This window comes from Colwellia ponticola (assembly GCF_005885605.1).
Lineage (GTDB): Bacteria > Pseudomonadota > Gammaproteobacteria > Enterobacterales > Alteromonadaceae > Colwellia > Colwellia ponticola.
On sequence record NZ_SZVP01000007.1, the window covers coordinates 53,324 to 72,057 of the forward strand.

The 18,734-nt window shown below is 36.6% G+C and carries 14 protein-coding genes; 9 read left to right on the top strand and 5 right to left on the bottom strand.

Annotated features, from left to right (window positions below; translation table 11 throughout):
* Positions 1-58: 58 nt before the first annotated feature.
* Both prsK and prsR read left to right on the top strand, forming a co-directional pair.
* Complete coding sequence (prsK, locus tag FCS21_RS09160) at positions 59-2,092, top strand: XrtA/PEP-CTERM system histidine kinase PrsK (RefSeq protein WP_138622634.1); 2,034 nt, start codon at positions 59-61, stop codon at positions 2,090-2,092.
* 44 nt (positions 2,093-2,136) lie between these two features.
* The gene (prsR, locus tag FCS21_RS09165) at positions 2,137-3,486 is read left to right on the top strand and encodes a PEP-CTERM-box response regulator transcription factor (protein ID WP_138622636.1); all 1,350 of its coding nucleotides are present in this window, start codon (positions 2,137-2,139) and stop codon (positions 3,484-3,486) included.
* A gap of 76 nt (positions 3,487-3,562) precedes the next feature.
* Here prsR and FCS21_RS09170 read toward each other — a convergent pair whose 3' ends face one another.
* The 5 genes from FCS21_RS09170 to FCS21_RS09190 all read right to left on the bottom strand — a co-directional run bounded on the left by FCS21_RS09170 (position 3,563) and on the right by FCS21_RS09190 (position 9,328).
* Positions 3,563-4,603 carry an XrtA/PEP-CTERM system-associated ATPase gene (locus FCS21_RS09170; protein WP_138622638.1) on the bottom strand — a complete coding sequence of 347 codons (1,041 nt, stop codon included), beginning with the start codon at positions 4,601-4,603 and terminating at the stop codon, positions 3,563-3,565.
* A gap of 1 nt (position 4,604) precedes the next feature.
* A complete protein-coding gene (locus FCS21_RS09175; RefSeq protein WP_138622640.1) occupies positions 4,605-6,155 on the bottom strand; it encodes a TIGR03016 family PEP-CTERM system-associated outer membrane protein in 1,551 nt (516 codons plus the stop codon).
* Complete coding sequence (locus tag FCS21_RS09180) at positions 6,115-7,041, bottom strand: XrtA-associated tyrosine autokinase (RefSeq protein ID WP_138622642.1); 927 nt, start codon at positions 7,039-7,041, stop codon at positions 6,115-6,117. Before FCS21_RS09180 ends, FCS21_RS09175 begins: the two co-directional genes overlap by 41 nt.
* 2 nt (positions 7,042-7,043) lie before the next feature.
* On the bottom strand, positions 7,044-8,630 hold the full coding sequence (locus tag FCS21_RS09185; RefSeq protein ID WP_138622644.1) for an XrtA system polysaccharide chain length determinant: 1,587 nt from the start codon (positions 8,628-8,630) through the stop codon (positions 7,044-7,046).
* Between the two features lie 62 nt (positions 8,631-8,692).
* Positions 8,693-9,328 (bottom strand): XrtA/PEP-CTERM system exopolysaccharide export protein, encoded by a 636-nt coding sequence (locus tag FCS21_RS09190; RefSeq protein ID WP_138622646.1) that lies wholly within the window; start codon positions 9,326-9,328, stop codon positions 8,693-8,695.
* Between the two features lie 207 nt (positions 9,329-9,535).
* Between FCS21_RS09190 and FCS21_RS09195 the strand changes: the two genes are divergently transcribed.
* From FCS21_RS09195 to FCS21_RS09225, 7 genes are read left to right on the top strand one after another with little or no spacing between them, the layout of a single operon-like run.
* Entirely contained in the window at positions 9,536-10,939 is a 1,404-nt protein-coding gene (locus FCS21_RS09195) for a TIGR03013 family XrtA/PEP-CTERM system glycosyltransferase (RefSeq protein WP_138622648.1), read from the top strand.
* Positions 10,940-10,943: 4 nt separating this feature from the next.
* Positions 10,944-11,801 carry an XrtA system polysaccharide deacetylase gene (locus FCS21_RS09200; protein WP_138622650.1) on the top strand — a complete coding sequence of 286 codons (858 nt, stop codon included), beginning with the start codon at positions 10,944-10,946 and terminating at the stop codon, positions 11,799-11,801.
* A gap of 55 nt (positions 11,802-11,856) precedes the next feature.
* Positions 11,857-12,966: a FemAB family XrtA/PEP-CTERM system-associated protein gene (locus FCS21_RS09205; RefSeq protein WP_246047148.1), complete on the top strand. Its 1,110-nt coding sequence runs from the start codon at positions 11,857-11,859 to the stop codon at positions 12,964-12,966.
* A 6-nt stretch (positions 12,967-12,972) separates the two neighbouring features.
* On the top strand, positions 12,973-14,208 hold the full coding sequence (locus tag FCS21_RS09210) for a TIGR03087 family PEP-CTERM/XrtA system glycosyltransferase (RefSeq protein ID WP_138622652.1): 1,236 nt from the start codon (positions 12,973-12,975) through the stop codon (positions 14,206-14,208).
* Positions 14,151-15,683, top strand: a complete 1,533-nt coding sequence (gene xrtA / locus FCS21_RS09215) for an exosortase A (protein ID WP_171035672.1) — start codon at positions 14,151-14,153, stop codon at positions 15,681-15,683. The genes FCS21_RS09210 and xrtA overlap by 58 nt, the downstream gene beginning before the upstream one ends.
* Positions 15,676-16,821 carry a TIGR03088 family PEP-CTERM/XrtA system glycosyltransferase gene (locus tag FCS21_RS09220; protein ID WP_138622656.1) on the top strand — a complete coding sequence of 382 codons (1,146 nt, stop codon included), beginning with the start codon at positions 15,676-15,678 and terminating at the stop codon, positions 16,819-16,821. The genes xrtA and FCS21_RS09220 overlap by 8 nt, the downstream gene beginning before the upstream one ends.
* 12 nt (positions 16,822-16,833) lie before the next feature.
* Positions 16,834-18,732 (top strand): XrtA/PEP-CTERM system amidotransferase, encoded by a 1,899-nt coding sequence (locus tag FCS21_RS09225; protein WP_138622658.1) that lies wholly within the window; start codon positions 16,834-16,836, stop codon positions 18,730-18,732.
* Positions 18,733-18,734: the final 2 nt, after the last annotated feature.

The window sequence follows — 18,734 nt, forward strand, 5'->3', positions numbered from 1 at the left end:
TAGTGATTTAGTTTAGGAATATTAGCCTAGTAATATTAGCATTTTAGGATTTAAGTAAATGGAAGTCATTGGTACCACAGGTTATTTTTTAGCAGCCAGTGCTTATGCTGTTTTTATTTTATTACTGCTAGCTGCACGCAATAAAACCTTGGCCGGTGGTTTAATGCTGTTTGCCGCCTTATTGGTTTTTTCTTCATCACTATTATCGGCATTACAGCCTAAACAAGAGTTTTCATTGCTGATTGTTATGGCAATCGAAACCATTAAACTCGCTGTTTGGCCGTTATTAATCCTCTGTACGCAAGCTAATATTCCTTCTGTCAAAGCACTACTTGGCTCGTCAAAAGCTAAGCAATACCTGCAAGTCTGGTTTGGCTTATCAGTAATTTGCTGGACAGCTACCTTATTTATCCCCCATAGCGTGAAATTTTTATTCTCATTATTACTATTACTTAACTTATGGTTACTGGTATTGCTCGAGCAGTTATATCGCAATGCGGATGTGAAAGTAAAGTGGGCTATTTGGTCGCTTATCATTGCTTTGGGGATGAGCACAGTTTTTGATTTTGTCTTGTTTGCTCAAGCGGCAATGGTTAATCAATTAGACTTTACTTACTGGTATGCTCGTGGCTTTATTGTTGCCATAGGTATGCCATTTATATTGGTGAGTACTCGACGTATTAAAGATTGGTCGGTAGACGTTTTTGTTTCACGTGAAATGGTTTTTTATAGTTCAATGCTACTGATAGCAGGATTTTATCTGCTGTTATTAGCATTAGCCGGTTATGTTATTAATTATGTTGGTGGTGCTTGGGGTGATGTTATTAGTATCGCTTTTGTTATTTTAGGCGGTAGTGTTTTAGCGGCTTTATTAATCACGGAAAAATTACGGAGAGAAGTTAAGGTATTTATTACCAAACATTTTTTCGCTAATAAATATGATTACCGGGTTGAATGGCTCAAATCTATTGAACAACTTGAAATTACTGAAAATGAAGATTATTACCATAGTGCAACCAATATTATTTGTTCATCGTTAGCTATTAATCAAGGTGCATTAGTTAAAAAAATCACCGAGAATCACTATCAACCTGCTTATCAAAAAAACCTTAAACTTGATCAAAATGAATTACATTTTTTAATTAAGGTTGATCAGTTCTGTCAGCAACATGGCTGGATTATTGATGTAAGAGAACTTGCTATGGTTGAAAATAGTTACCCTGGTTTAGTCTTAGATGCCCAGCTGTGTGCACAACAAAATATTGATATTATTATCCCTATTTTTATGAATAAATCCATTTATGGTTTTTTCTTGTTAGCGCTTCCAGAAGATCAAGAGTTGTTAAATTGGGAAGACAGAGATTTACTTTTTTCAATTTCAAAACAACTGAGTAATTATTTATCACTTAATGAAGCTAATGAGAGTTTGGCAGAATCGAAACAGTTTGACGCTTTTAACCGTATGTCAGCCTTTTTAGTTCATGATTTAAAAAATATTCAAGCACAGTTGGGATTAATTAACAGTAATGCCAAACGTCACCGAGACAACCCTGCTTTTATCGACGATGTATTTGAAACCATCGAGTCAGCAACCGAGCGACTGAATAAAGTGTTAACTCAACTACGCAATAAGCAAATGGTTGAGTCAACCAAGAAGAGTACCGACGTACAAGCGCTTATTAAAGCAGTAGTTAAGCAGCGTAATATTCAGTTACCACGCATTAGTGTAGAGCTCACTATCGATGATATGATTTCAATCGACGAAGAGACACTATCGTCAGTATTAAATCATTTACTACAAAATGCCCAAGAAGCGACAAAAGAAAATGGCTGGGTTAAAATACAAGCAGAAAGAATAAATTCGCATTTACATATTGCTATTATTGACAACGGTTGTGGTATGTCGAAAGACTTTATCAAAAACCGTTTATTTAAACCGTTTGATACCACTAAAGGTAATGCTGGCATGGGTATTGGTGTTTATGAAGCTAAACAGTTTGTTGAAAGCATTGGTGGTACTATGCAGGTAACTAGCTTTGAAAATGAAGGTAGTATTTTTACACTAGTTATTCCTTGTGAAAATATTGATTAACACCGCAAAAAAATAGCACAAAAGATAAAGGATATCGTTGTATTATGGAAAAATTATTAATTGTTGATGATGATATTGGTGTACAAAAACAATTGAAATGGAGCTTGGCAGACTACGACGTAGTGTTAGCTGATACCCGTGAAAGCACCATTGCCGCAGTAAGACGCCATGAACCTAAAGTGGTTACCTTGGATTTAGGCTTGCCGCCTGATGCAGCCAATGCCAGTGAAGGCTTAGCGGCACTAAAACAAATATTAGAAATTGCACCTCATACTAAAGTGATTGTTATTACCGGCAATGATGATCGTACTAATGCCCTAAAAGCCATTGAAATGGGCGCTTACGATTTTTATCAAAAACCAGTTGATGCAGATGTTATCAATGTTATCGTCTCGCGAGCTTTTAGTTTAGCGACAATAGAAACCGATAACCGTAACATGAAGTCTATTGTCGGCTGTGATACGGGCATTATTGGTAGTAGTGAAGCCATTGATAGGCTTCGTGTTATGGTGCAGCGTATTGCGCCGACAGAGATTACTGCGATGCTGCTTGGTGAAAGTGGTACCGGTAAAGAAGTCACGGCTAAAGCTATTCATAAAGTGAGTAACCGTAGTGATAAGCCTTTTGTTGCTATTAACTGTGCATCAATACCCGAAAACCTATTGGAAAGTGAACTGTTCGGCTTTGAAAAAGGTGCTTTTACTGGTGCACATAAAACGACGCTAGGTAAAATTGAATGCGCGCAAGGTGGTACCTTATTTTTAGATGAAATAGGTGATATGCCTTATCACTTACAAGCAAAATTATTACGCTTTTTACAAGAAAAGATCATTGAACGTTTAGGTGGGCGAAAAGAGATACCTGTTGATGTGCGAGTTATATGCGCAACTAACCAAAATCTTGAAGCTATGGTTGCCGAAAAAAGCTTTCGTGAAGATCTGTTTTACCGTATTACCGAGATCACGCTAAATATCCCCCCTTTGCGTGATCGCGATGAAGATGTACTTATTTTAGCTAATTTCTTTTTACAGCAGTACGCGCTTGAGTATAAACGTAATGCTAAATCATTTTCTGACGATGCTTTATATGGTTTACGTCATCATAAGTGGCCAGGTAATATTAGAGAGCTGCAAAACAAAGTTAAATCGTCAGTCATTATGAGTACCGGTAGTCAGGTAACGGCGTTTGATTTAGGTTTCTTTGATACAGAAAATGCCGAGTATGAATTATCATTGAATTTACGGGTTGTGCGTGAACACGCTGAAACTATCGCTATTCAAAAGGCCTACGCATTAACCGATGGCAATATGTCGAAGACGTCAGAGTTATTAGGTATTACTAGACCTACACTATATTCATTGATTGAAAAATATAAAATAGCGGTTAACGTGTAGTTATTGCTACAGGGATGTCAAGTTACGCGGAATTTAAAGCGATAAGCTCTGACGCTAACAATGGTTAGCGTCAGGGTTAATCATTATTGGTTGTTTGACTTTGTAGCTCGGCATACTCACGATTTTTTTGTTTTAAAAGCTTATCAATATAACGAGTCATTTTGACTTTTTGTTGAATGGAGCCTTCTAATAGCTCTTCTACTTCGCGTAAAACATTTTTCATATTTTCAACATTTTCTGTTGAATTAACCACTAAAGGTTGGTGACTATTATCGTCTGATAATGAGTTATTAGTCAAAGAGCCTGTTAGTTCGATAGACATCTCATTAGCTACTTCATTAATGGCTTTACAATCAATGTGCTCTAACTCTTCTAAAAAGCCAAATAATAATAAGCGATCTACAAAAATATTGATTTTTCTTGGTACGCCAAGGGTTTTTTCAAAAATAAGCTGAAATGCTTCATCAGTAAATAAAGCCTCTATATTACAATTTGCTTGCGTTAACCTATGATTAATATAGTTTTTAACTTCTTCGCTATTAAGAGGTTTTAAATGTGCTGAGGCAATAATACGCTGTCTAAATTGTTCCATATCTGGGGCAGATATAATGGCTTTTAACTCTTCTTGGCCCAATAAAAAGCTTTGAATCAGTGGCTTATTGTTGAGCTGAAAGTTTGAAAGCATGCGTAATTCTTCAATCGTTTCTGCAGGTAAATTTTGGGCTTCATCAACTAATAATAAGGCGCGCTTGCCCTGCTTATTTAAACTGATTAAAAACCGCTCTATGCTTTGTAATAAATCGGCTTTGCTATTACCAGTTACGGTAATTTTAAATTCAGCGGCTATTAATTCGAGTAACTCATCCGGTGTTAACTTTGTCGTTACAAGCTGTACAGCAACAATTTTTTCATCGGCGATATTTGCTAATAAGTTGCGAGCAATAGTCGTTTTACCGGTCCCGATAGGCCCTGTAATAACAATAAAACCTTCGCCTTGGTCTAAACCGTATTGTAAGTAAGATAATGCTCGTTGATGATGACTAGTAGCAAAGAAAAAACGTTGGTCTGGGCTTAACTGAAAAGGTCTCTCGCTAAAACCATAGTAACTTTCGTACATGTTAAAAATCTTTTGTTAAATTAATGGAAGCACGAGCTTCGTTATAGGTATAACGCTCAACATTCGATTCTCTATCAAGGTATTGTAGCGTTAAAAACGTATTGAGTGATGATGCTAGGCTTTTATTATAAGTCGCTGATAGTGTTTTATAGGTATCTTCTTGTCTTGGGCTACCCGGTCTATCTTTATCAAAAACGTTCTTTCGGTAACTAACATAAACAGTGGTATTACTTTTAGCACTCATGCGGCGGTTAATACTAAAGCGCGCATCAAGGTAGTCGTCAATAACTCCCGTGTTTAAACTTTCTCGTTCACGGTTAGATAAATCCAGGGTAAAAGTAGTGCGTGCTAACGCTAATTCAGATTTCCATGCTAAACGTTTATTTAATGAAAACTCATTATTTTCAACCAGTTCAAGTGATGTTACTGAAGTATTAGTAAAGTTTGAGGTGTCATCAGGCCTCCAGATAACGCCACTGACTTCTTCAAAATTGTTACGATCAAATGCTTCAATCGTTTCATGGTAAGAAAGCGTATTAGTTAGGCGTCGAGTACGGTGAGAAAAATCAAATTCGTAAGAGTCACCAAAAAAGCGTTTAGAATAGGCCGCTTTTAATGAGGTACGTGCAGAGGGTTGCCAGTCTATACTGGCTGCCACATAGTCATCACTGATTTGAGTATTATCGTCGACATAGTTATACGATACATCAATAATAAAGTGCTTTGCTGCTTGGTAACGTAAGCCAGGTCCCCAAGAAGGAATACTGTCAGGGTTACTTCCCGCCAGGTTACCAGTCACTTTTTCATTATAAAATCGAATAAAAGGATTTACTTTATAAGGCGTTATAGCACCAACTTTAGTTTCCAGTCGATAATTTTCGCTGGTAAAACCGTTATTTTCTTGATTAGTAAAAGAGCCATCCACTTGCCAAAAAACAAACCGTGCGGCATTACCATTCACGCTATTAAGCAATAACGTATAGCCATCGCTTTCACCTATAGAATCCTCAGTATCAGTTATATTGTATATAAATGAAGAAGATAAGGCATAATCGCTATTAGCACTATTATATTGCAGGCCGGCAGAATGATTAATCTGTTGAACGGTATCGCCACTGACTAAATCGGCTAAGCTATTACCTGAATCGTTTTGACTCACATTTGATATTGACGAACTGCCAATAAGTTGCAGTTTATTTTGCCACAGATCAAATGAACCATTAGCTTGTAGTGTTTGATAGTCATCATTAAGTTCACTGTTATGGCTATAGCCAACCAGTGTTTCTGTGCCAGCAAAAGAAAACTGTAGCTTTCTGGAAACAAAGTTAGCATTAGCTCCGATAATGAACTGACTTACCAGACTAGACTCGGTATCTACTTGAGTAAGGTTGATATTATCAGTATAGGTTTCGGTCAATCCTAAGTTAGGATTAAATTGCCACTCTCCCGCGAATGAAGCCGTAGAAAAAAGCAAGTAAGTTGTCGTTAAGGCACGTAACGTTCGTTTGGCTTTACTGGTTTTTTCTGCCATAGCCATATCCATAATAGCCATAAACACCCTTATTAGATCTAATGGTTTTATTCATTACTAAGCCTAAGGCAATATCACTATTTAATTGACTTACCGCTGTTTTAACATCATCTGTTCTAGTTTTTGACTCTTCAACAACCACTAAGGCCTGACCAACAAGATCAGAAAGTACCGGCGTTTCTGTAACGCCAAGTATTGGTGGGCAATCAAAAATAACGATCCTATCCGGATAACGCTCTGCGAGTTCTTTGGCTAAACTTTCCATGCGTTCACTGGCCAACAATTCATTGGTCAAATGATGTGGTTTACCGGCAGGAATAAGCTTTAAGTTATCAATATTAGTACTGTAAATAATATCAGATAACGAAGACACTTCATCAAGCAAGTACTCAAGTAGCCCTTGCTTACTCTCAAATTCTAATTCTCGGTGTAAACTAGGTCTTAATACATCGGCATCGATTAATAGCACGGTTTTATTCTGTTCAAGGGCAATACTCAAGGCTAAATTAATAGCAACGTAGGTTTTGCCTTCATTAGGATGAGAGCTAGTGACCATAATTAAATTACTGTTATGTAATGTTTGTGACGCTAAGCCAAAAGCATTATTGAGTAACTTTCGTTTAATATGACGAAACTCTTCTTGAATATGGTGCGTACTATCAGGGCTATAAATAAAGCCTCGTTCGTGTAATCGCTCACCATTGAGTATTATTTTATCTTTATTATTACTTGCCAGCTCTGTTGTTATCGGTGCAGTTGCCTTACTTATTTCAGCTGCGCTGCTTTGTACAACATCATCATTATCATGAGTGTTAATATCATCACTAGCACTGGTGGTATTAGCTTCGGTGGCGTCTTTGGGTTTAGCTAGCTTTTGTTTAGCCAACGCTTTTTCAATAGTACTCATGGCTAAAAAATCCTTTTTAATGGTGCTTGAATGGCGTCAGGAAATAAAAAGTAACTGATAAATAATAGTAATAAGCAAAATAATAACACGTTAGAGCCTATAAAAATTAAGGTTTTCTTTTGATGCCATTTATGAAGACCTAGGTTCTCATTCGCTGAGACGACACCAAAAACAGGTACCCCGGTTATTTTAGATAATTGCGTTGTAGAGGTTGCTACAGGAGTCAACAGACTCATTAATAACGAGATACCAATACCTACACCAAAGCCTAACACGGTAACGACACCAAATAAAATAAAGCGCTTAGGGCCTGATGGTTTTGTTGCTTTACGAGGCGGATCTATCACACGAAATTGAATTTTATCGGTTGTTTCATCTGCTTGTTGAGCAAGTTGAGCCGTTTCTCTGCGGGATAATAACGCCTCATAGTTTGATTTGGTTATATCATAACCGCGATTTAAGGCAATTAATTCAGCTTCAATCTCCGGTAAGGTATGCACTCTATTTTCTAGGTCAACAATACGTTGACGATAATCATCAGCTCTGACGTTAAGTGAAGCAATTAAGTTTTCTAACTGGTTAACTTGAATTTGTACTTCTTGAATAACAGGATTAGCACTTAAGCGTTTTAAACTACCAGTATTCTCACTCTTTTGTGCTAAGTATTTTTCTATTTCATCGCTACGCAATTTATTCAAGTGGGTTAAATTTCTGGTTACTTCAATAACATCTGGGTGTTTGTCAGTATAACGCAATGTTAAACTGTCTAGTTGAGCTTCTAATTCAGTAATACGGTCATCATAAGTCGTCTGTATGCTGCTTTCATTTTTGATTTTATTTTCAGGATCAGCATCAGTTACTACGGACTGCGCCAATTGTTTTTTCGCTGATGCTAATCGCGTTTCATTTTCTAAAATTTCTAACTCAATCGCCTTTAACTGCTCTTTATTACTATTAAGTTTTGCATAATAGCCACCAGATTGTGAGGGTAAAATCCCACTATATTTTTGCTTAAAGCTTGTTAATCTGGCTTCTGCATTAGTCAGGCGAGTTTCATAATCTTTAATCTGAGTCGTTAAAAACTTTTGCGCACTATCTGAGTTATTACGTGTTTCACCTAGGGTATTTTCAATAAAAACAGTCAGCGCTGAACGGACAATATTACGCGCCATTTCAGGATCTTTATCTTCAATACTTAAGGTGTAAATATTTTCGCGACCAACCCCTGATATTTTAATATTATCTTTAAGGTTTTTAATGATGGCTTCATACTGGCTACTATCAGTTGCTTGTACATCCAAATCTGTCATGCGTGATATACGCTCTAAATTAGGACGACTTAATAGTGTTTTTACCATCAGACGAATTTGCGTATTTGGATTGGTTTCAACCGTTAACCCTTTTAATAAAGGACGTAATAAAGATTGCGTATCGACATATACTCTCGCCTCTGATTTATAGATATTAGGCATAGCGGCAACAAAATACCAGCCAATAGGGCAAATGAGCCAAGTTGCTATGATGATATAACGACGTTTTAACCAAATTCCCTTTAGATAATCAATTATCTCTTCAAATATATCTTGCATTACTACCTTATTACCTTTCAAATATCGCTGAATTTATATACGTGTAATAACTATGTTTGTCTTTAAAACCAAGCTTCAGGAATTATGATGATATCGCCAGGTAACATATCAACATTAGCGCGTATCTCGCCATCTTTAATTAGTTGATCTATCATTATTTTATATTGTTTTTGTTGACCATCTTTTATACGTATTAACACAGCATCATTACCATCTGCAAACTCTGTTAAACCGCCAACTTGAATCATTACATCGAGTAAAGTCATGTGCTGGGTGTAATTAATTGCGCGCGGTTGTGCAGCCTCACCAATCACTCGTATTTGTTCACTAAATGGACCAACAAAGTTTTCTACCGTCACCGTTACTATGGGATCTCGTAAGTAAGTTGCTAATATTTCTTCAATTGAACGAGCTAATTCGGTTGGGGTTTTACCAGACACTTTAATATCTTCTACTAAAGAGGTGGTAATCATACCGTCTGGGCGCACTACAAATGAACCGGACACTTCAGGGTTACGCCAAACAAAAATATTAAGCACATCACCAGAGCCGATTAAATATTTATAAGCATTTATGTTAGCGGTATCGGAAGGATGTAAAGTGGCACTAGGCAACATACTGTGTGAGCTACAGCCAGAGAGAAAAGCTGCTAGTAATAACAGTCCAACTTTTAAGTGGTTGGTAAAGCGATTATCCATAATTTACACCTTTATAAAATAATATTTAATTCAAAAAAAGACAATTGATTGTATGATATTTTATCTTCTTTTAGCAATGTAAATTAACAGGTGTAAATTAAACGTTAACTTTAGTATGTTTTTTGTTAGAATCAAGCCTGTTTTTTGTCTTGTCGGTGGATATGTATTATATGTGGCAAATATTAATTAAAGGGAACTTAGTCAATTATGTCTAGTTCTAAATTTAGCGATCTATCAACAGGCACTAAGTCCTTAATCATCATAGAACAAGTTTTATTTGTCGGCTCTTTACTGTTAACTGTGTATATAAATACACTTTATAACATTGTCGACTTTGAGATGACCTCAGAGGGGTATTTATTATTCTACGGTGTTGTCTTTGCATTACTCAATCAATTAAGTGCTTTAGCACTTGGGTTATATAACTCCAAGCTAAGAGAGAGCTTTCGGGGAATATTCCGTCGTATGTTAATGTGCGTTGCCGTGGCATTTTTTGCTGCAACCATTATCAATCCTTTATACGGAGCTTATGCGTTACCTGTAGAGTTATTAGCAATCGCTTCATCCTTGAGCGTGTTTTTTGTTAGTGCTTTTCGTTATTTTACCTTCAAAATAGATTTTTTTGGCTTCGGTAAACGTAATGTTCTAGTTTTAGGTACAGGGCAACGCGCCTCTATTATAGAAAAACGTATGCGACGTGATGTCGACAGACAAGACTTTACTGTTCATGGTTTTGTTATTATGAAAGGTGATTCTCCCGATGGTATTCAACGGGAAACACGTATTAACTTAGAGCAGTCTTTAGTTGAGTACACTTTAACTCATGGTATTGATGAAATAGTTGTCGCTAATGATGAGCGTCGCAGTAACTTACCGGTAGATGATTTGTTTGCTTGTAAAATACGCGGCATTGAAATTATCGACATACTTGACTTTATTGAGCGTGAAACCGGGCAAATAGCGGTTAATCTTATTTATCCAAGCTGGGTTATTTACTCTAATGGCTTTGCTTCTAATAATTACTTACGCAATACCCTTGATTGGTTTTTTAATGCGGTAATGGCGTTGTTTTTATTTTCAATTACCTGGCCAATTATGCTTATTACTATGTTATTTATGAAAATTACTGAAGGTCTGCATGCTCCTATTTTTTATAAGCAAGAACGTGTTGGCTTAGATGGCAAACCTTTTAATATTATTAAATTTCGTAGTATGCGTTTAGATGCAGAAAAAGATGGCGCGCAAATGGCCAGTGAAAACGATAACCGCATTACTAAAATCGGTCACTATTTACGTAAATATCGTATTGATGAATTACCACAAATTTGGAATGTATTGCATGGCGATATGGGCTTCGTGGGCCCAAGACCTGAACGTCCTCAATTTGTACAAAGCCTTATTAAAAACCTTCCTTATTATAACGAGCGTCATAATGTTAAACCGGGTTTAACAGGTTGGGCACAATTAAAATATCCTTACGGCGCCACAGAAGCTGACTCGTTAGAAAAACTAAAATATGATTTGTATTATATAAAGCACCGTAGCTTTCTTTTGGATTTATTAATATTAATTCGCACGGTTGAAATTGTATTATTTGGTAAGGGGCGTTGATGGCATGCAAAGGATAAAAACAATAAATCAGTTGCCTAAAGTACAAGCGCTAACAGTGGATGTTGAAGATTATTTCCACGTTTCAGCTTTTGAAGAAGCCATTGATAAAGCAGATTGGAAAAACCTAGAGCTGAGAGTTGAAAAGAATACCTATCGACTCTTAGAGTTATTTGAAAGTAAGCAGGCTAAATGTACTTTTTTTACTTTAGGTTGGGTAGCGCAGCGTTGCCCAAACTTAATTAAAACCATTGTTGATCAAGGGCATGAATTAGCGAGTCACGGCTTTGCTCACCAAAGAGCGACAGAAATGACACCAGCGCAATTTATTGCTGATGTCAGTCAAAGTAAACAAATACTTGAAGATGCTTCCGGTCAGGCTATTATTGGTTATCGAGCACCAAGCTTCTCTTTTAATGATAGTAATACTTGGGTATATCAAACCTTAACAGAGTTAGGTTTTGAGTATAGCTCTAGTACTTACCCTATTGAGCATGACTTATATGGTGTGCCTAATTGGCCTCGTTTTAAATATCAAAGGGATGAGGGAATTATAGAAATTCCCGTACCGACGGTACGAAAAAATGATCGTAATACGGGTATTGGTGGTGGTGGCTACTTTCGTCTATACCCTTATTGGCTGTCAAAAAGACGCATTGATAATTACTTAAATACTGAAAAACAGCCTTATAGCTTTTACTTCCATCCATGGGAAATTGATCCTGATCAACCACGTATTGCCGGTGCTTCGGTAAAATCTAGACTGCGTCATTATCTAAACTTATCTCGTATGGAAGGCAAAATTGTCCGCTTGTTAGAAGATTATCAATGGGACACAATGAAAAGCGTTTATTTGAATAAATAAAAAATGATTATCGCGTTGTTTACCCATTAAAGCTAAATATAAAGAGAACGGATACTTGAATACTATTGACTTAAATACCGCTGCAAACATAAGCGCTAAAACAACAGCTAATACTGATACTGTTATTAAACAATTAACGCCATCGACATTTGCTCAGTGGGACAGTTATGTTAAACAACATCAGCAAGGTAGTTTTTTCCATTTAAGTGGCTGGCAGCAGGTTATATCAAAAAGCTTTCATCATGATTGCTATTTTTTGTATGCCGAGCTTGATGGTCATATTGTCGGTGTTTTACCGTTAGTTGAAGTTAAAAGTAAACTTTTTGGTCACGCGCTTATCTCTACGCCTTTTTGTGTTTATGGTGGTGCCATTGCAGATACACCGGCATTAACCCGTCAATTAGAACAAGAAGCTTGCTTACTAGCAGAAAAACTTTCTGTTGATTATTTAGAGTTACGTTATCAAGAAAAACAAGACTCTACTTTATTACTAAAGCAAGCACATAGCACTTTCGGTTGTGAATTACCTGAAGACAAGGACCAAATTCTCCCCGCCATTAAAAAGAAACAACGTGCTGTAATAAGGCACGCCTTAAAGAACGACCTCAGCTTTTCGCTTGAATCAGGTAAACAGAACTTAGCTGACTTTTATCAATTATTGTCGACAAGTTATCGTAACCTAGGTACTCCTATTTTCAGTAAACACTATTTTGAGAATTTAGTGACTGTATTTGGCAATGATGTTGATATTGCCGTTATTAAGAGTAAAAGCGAGAATAAAGATGAGCAGCTATCCAGTGCTGTGATGAATTTTTATTTTAACGAGCAAGTTTTGCCTTACTATGGTGGTGGTAACGACAATGCCCGTGGTCTTAAAAGTGCTGACTATATGTATTACCAAGTGATGTGTAGTGCTAGTGAAAAAGGTTGTCGTTGGTATGATTTTGGTCGTAGTAAAAATGATAGTGGACCATATAAATATAAGAAAAACTGGGGCATGGAGCCTAAACCACTTTACTATTATTATCATTTAGTTAACGCCACTGAACTACCTAATCTCAGTCCAAACAACCCTAAATACAAACTATTTATTGGCTTATGGCAAAAGTTACCACTAAAAGTTAGCCAAATAGTTGGGCCATTTTTATCTAAATTTTTAGGGTGATCACTAATGACTACTGCTTTATCTAAAGAGCCACTGTTATTCTTGTGTCATCGCATTCCTTTTCCGCCTAATAAAGGCGATAAAATACGCTCTTTTAATATATTAAAAAAGTTAAGTGAACAATATGACGTGCACTTAGGTTGCTTTATTGATGACCGGTTTGATAAAAAATATGCTTCAGCGTTAACTAAGTACTGTGCTTCAGTCTTTCATTTAGATCAACATAAAACCTTTGCCAAGCTCAAAGGCTTAAGTGGTTTTTTAACGAATAAACCTATTACACTACCTTATTATTTTGACAAACGTATGCAGCAGTGGACAAATCGTACTATTGCTCAACAAAAGATAAAAAAAGTATTTATCTATTCTTCTTCTATGGCGCAGTATGTTCAAGGGAACAGTGAGCAATACCAAAAATTAGAGCGTGTGATTGATTTTGTCGATATTGACTCTGATAAATGGCGTCAATACGCCAATAAAAAAACAGGTATCGCAAAATGGTTTTTTAATCGTGAATATAAACTATTAGCACAAGAAGAACAGACTATTTGTGCACAATTTACCCATAGCTTGTTTGTTTCACCTGATGAAGCTCAGCTATTTCGTCATCAACAACCACAGTCACAACAAGGTAAAGTGCACGGTTTACTTAATGGCGTAGATGTGAATTTTTTTAATCCTGAAGTTTCTTTTTCAAAAGAGCAGCTGGTACCTAAACAGCCCTTTATTAGTTTTACTGGCGCCATGGATTATTGGGCTAATGTTGATGCGGTTTTATGGTTTGTCGAGCAGGTATGGCCGTTAATAATAGCGGAACAACCTAATGCTATTCTTTGCATTGTCGGTGGTAACCCCAGTAACGACGTTAAAGCGTTAGCTAAAAACCATCAAGGCATTGTTGTTACCGGCAGAGTGCATGATGTTAGGCCTTTTATAGAGCAAGCTCAATGTGTGATAGCACCACTGCAAATAGCACGAGGTATTCAAAATAAGGTACTCGAAGCCATGGCATTGAATAAAGCTATTGTGGTTACTACCATGGCGATGGAAGGCATTAATGCCCAGCCATCTGATGGCGTAGTGATTACAGATGATAAACAAACCTATGCACAAGCCTGCTTAGCATTGCTTAACGCACAGCCTAAAACCTTAGCTAACAGACAATGGATTTTAGAGCACTTTACTTGGCAGCAAACCCTACAGCCACTAATGAACTATTTTTCTGTGAAGGAGAGTCACTGATGCCAGTAACGGATAAGCGCTTTTTAGCGACACTTTCCTTATTGCTTTTTGCTTGGGCGTTGGTTTATCAAGATGCTTTAGCGGGTATGGAAGCTATTTGGGCGCGCTCTGATACTTTTGCCCATGGCTATTTTATTTTACCGATTTGTTTATGGCTTTTATGGCGAGATAAAAAACATTTATTATCTTGTAACATAAAGCCTACCTGGCTAGCTTTACCGCCGTTAGTTGTCTCATTATTTGTTGGCTTATTTGCTTACGCGGCAGACATTAATGTTTTAGGGCAACTATCAGCTGTTACTTCGCTTATCTGTTTACTGTGGTTATTAATTGGCAATAAACAAGCGTGGTATTATCGATTTCCTTTAGCTTATTTATTATTTGCCGTCCCCATGGGCGAAAACCTTATTCCTTGGCTGCAAGATGTAACCGCATGGTTTACGGTGTTCTTTTTAAAGCTCAATGGTATACCTGTTTATGTTGATGGTTTATATATTCAAATACCCACCGGTATGTTTGAAGTGGCGGTTGCCTGTTCAGGTATTCGTTATTTAATTGCTTCTGCGGCGGTAGGCGCTTTATACGGGCACTTAACCTATAACAAAACTCATAAACAAATTACCTTTTTTATTTTTGCTATCACCTTACCTATTTTAGCAAATGGTATGCGTGCTTATGGCATAGTGGCCATTGCCTATTATTCTGATATGGAATACGCCACCGGCGCAGATCACCTTATTTATGGCTGGCTGTTCTTTGGCCTAATAATCATGCTGATGTTTTGGATAGGTGGTTTTTTTGCCGATAAAGAAACCGCTAGTACTGATGTAGCGAACGTCATAGCGACTGAAAAAAATAATATAAAAAGTAGTGCAGCATACACTTACTTAACCGCTATAACCTTATCTTTTTTAGTGATAATATTTTATTTATTACAGTCAATTCCTGTTATTAATACCGCCAATAAGCTAACGGTGAGTAGTGAGGTAGCTAACTTAGCTATGCAAGATAAAGCGGTAGTAAACTCCTCATGGGGGATTAACTTTTCTGATGCTTTACAAAAAACTCATCAAGAAAATAACTCAGGACTTGAAGTGTTTAGAGCGGTTTATGGCAATAAACAAACTCAGGGGGAAATGATTTCATCTAACAATGTTATGCATGCACCAGAACGATGGACAGTGATCGCCACTGAAGCATTGTTATCTAATGATAGACCGGTGATGTTAGTTCATTTACGTAACCTAAATGGTTTACCGAGAAGTTACTTGTATCAATTTAAAGTAGGTGACTATTACACGGTAAATAAAAATAAAGCGAAATTAATGCAAGCGTGGCATAGCTTGTCTCGCCAGTCTGATATTAGTGAAGTACGAGCAATATCTATCGTCGGAAATTCAGATCTAGTAGTAGTGAGAGATGCTTTAGAAAAAACATTTATAAAATCGACTATTAAGGATTTTTCGTTTGAATAAAAAATCGAAATTTAAGCATATTGCCCATGTTGTGCATTCTTTTGCAACAGGTGGACTAGAAAATGGCTTGGTTAACCTTATTAATAGTCTACCTGAGGACAAATATAGACATACCATCATTTGTGTTACTAGTCATGATCCAAAATTTTATGCCAGAATAAATACCAATAATATTCAAATAATAAACCTCAATAAACCACAAGGTAAGAATATTATGTGGCTATATAAGTGTTGGAGGCTACTTCGTACGTTAAAGCCAGATATCTGCCATACAAGAAACCTAAGCGCCATAGAGGCTCAGTTTCCAGCTTTTTTAGCTAGAGTACCTTATCGAATTCATGGTGAGCACGGCTGGGATATTTTTGATATTGGCGGTACAAACATTAAATATCAGAAAGTCAGAAAATTATTCAGGCCTTTAATACATAAGTATGTTTGTTTGTCATTTGAATCTATTGATTATTTAATAAATAAAATTAATGTAAAGCCTTCAAGTATTGTTCATATATGTAATGGTGTTGATGTTAATAAATTTACACCTAAAAAACCAGAAGTAGAATTACCAGAACACTTTGGGGATACAGATAAATTGGTTTTTGGTACTGTTGGTCGATTAGCAGAAGTTAAAAATCAAACTTTTCTCGTCAAAGCTTTTGTTAAACTTTGGCTTGAGAACCCACACTTACAAAATAAACTAAGATTAATTATAGTTGGTGATGGTGTTTTATTATCTAAAATGAAAGATATTGTAGAAGATGCGGGTGCAAATACAGCAGTATGGTTTGCTGGTCAGCGTAATGATATTTGTGAATTAATGAATACTATGGATGTATTCGTATTACCCTCACTTGCTGAAGGGGTACCGAATACTCTATTAGAAGCAATGTCATGTGGTTTACCTTACATTGCAACAAGTGTTGGTGGAAATCCTGATTTGATAGTCTCATCACATAAAGATAGTCACATTGTTGAAGTGGATAATATCGATGAACTTACTGCTGCCATGTCATTATATTTAGATGACCCTGAACGTTTAATCAATGATAGTAAACTTGTTTTAGAGCACTGTAATAAAAAATTTAGTATAGGTATTATGGTTGAAAAATACCATCGTCTATATCAAAACTCAATTAACTAAGGGAATCTAACAATGTGCGGTATTGCGGGTCTATTTCATCTAACGTCTAATCACTCTATTGATCCTAAAGTGATTGAAAATATGAATAATAAACAAGAGCATCGAGGCCCTGATGCTGGCGATTATTTTTTCGATCCAGGTGTTGCATTAGCGCACAGACGTCTTTCTATTATCGATATAGAAGGAAGCCCTCAACCTATGATGAGCCATTGTGAACGAGCGATAATTATTTTTAATGGAGAGATATATAACTTTAAAGAGTTACATACTGAACTGTCTAATAAAGGCTATCAATTTAATACTCATGGTGATACTGAGACTATTCTCAATGCTTATCTAGAGTGGGGTGAAGATTGTGTACATCATTTAAGAGGAATGTTTGCGTTTGCTATTTGGGATAGGCAACAACAAACACTTTTTATTGCCAGAGATCGATTAGGTATTAAACCTTTATTTTTTAGTTTATTAGGAGATGGGCATTTTGCTTTCGGCTCTGAACTTAAGGTGTTAACTGCCCACCCTTTATTTGATAAAGCCTTACGCAGTACAACTATTGAAGACTATTTTACTTTTGGTTATATCCCTGAGCCTAATACCATTTATCAAAATGCCTTTAAACTTCCACCAGGACATCGTTTATTATTGAAAAAAGGTGATAAAAAAATACATTTAAGTCAAGAGTATTGGGATATTCCGACTAATAATGTCGAGGAGTTAACTGAATCAGAAGTTAAAGAACAACTTGCGGATAGGTTAAAAGAAGCTGTTGAAATACGTATGGTTGCAGATGTTGATTTAGGTGCTTTCTTATCTGGAGGTGTTGACTCTAGTGCTATCGTCGCCTTGATGTCGAAGCTACAATCAGAACCAGTAAATACTTGCTCTGTAGGTTTTGATGTCAAAGAGTTTAACGAAACAGAATATGCGCAAACAGTAGCTAATCGTTATAAAACTAACCACAGAGAAGAATTTGTCGATCAAAATGATTTCGACTTAGTCGATAAACTAGCATCACTTTATGACGAGCCTTATGCTGATAGCTCTGCAATGCCAACCTATCGGGTATGTGAGCTTGCTCGAAAGCATGTCACAGTCGCTTTATCTGGCGATGGTGCAGATGAAGTTTTTGCAGGTTATGGTCGATATAAACGCCACCTACAAGCAGAAAAAAAACGAAACTTGTTACCTTTAGGCTTACGTCGATCAATATTTACTCCACTGGGTAACCTTTATCCGAAATTAGATCGTGCCCCCCGTTTTTTAAGAGCAAAGACAACATTTCAAGAAATGGCTATGGACTCAGTCGAGGGGTATCACAACTCAATTTCGATTCTACGAATAGATGAAAGAAGACAACTATTTTCTGATGGCTTTAATGAGTCATTAGGAGAATACACATCATTAGAGGTTTTTAAGCAATACGAGGATAAATACCGCAACTTAGATGTCATGAAAAAAGTGCAGTACCTCGATATGAAAACGTATTTAGTAGGTGATATTCTAACAAAGGTTGACCGTGCGAGTATGGCTCACTCACTAGAGGTGAGGGTTCCTTTCTTAGATCATAAATTTGTTGAGTGGGGTTTTAAAGTACCTACCTCAATGAATATTAAAAATGGGATAGGAAAGTATTCTTTAAAGTCTGCGATGGAGCCATATTTACCAAATGATGTTTTATATCGAAAAAAAATGGGCTTTGCAGTGCCATTAGCTGAATGGTTTAAAGGACCTTTAAAAGATAGGCTTTATGACGGGTTATTATCAAGAAAAATGATTGAGTCAGGATACTTTAATCAACAACAAATACAACACCTTATTGATAGCCATGTTAAGGGGGTAAGGGATAATAGCTCTGCTCTTTGGACGTTATTAATGTTTGAATCTTTTTTACGTCAAAACTTGGAATCATAACT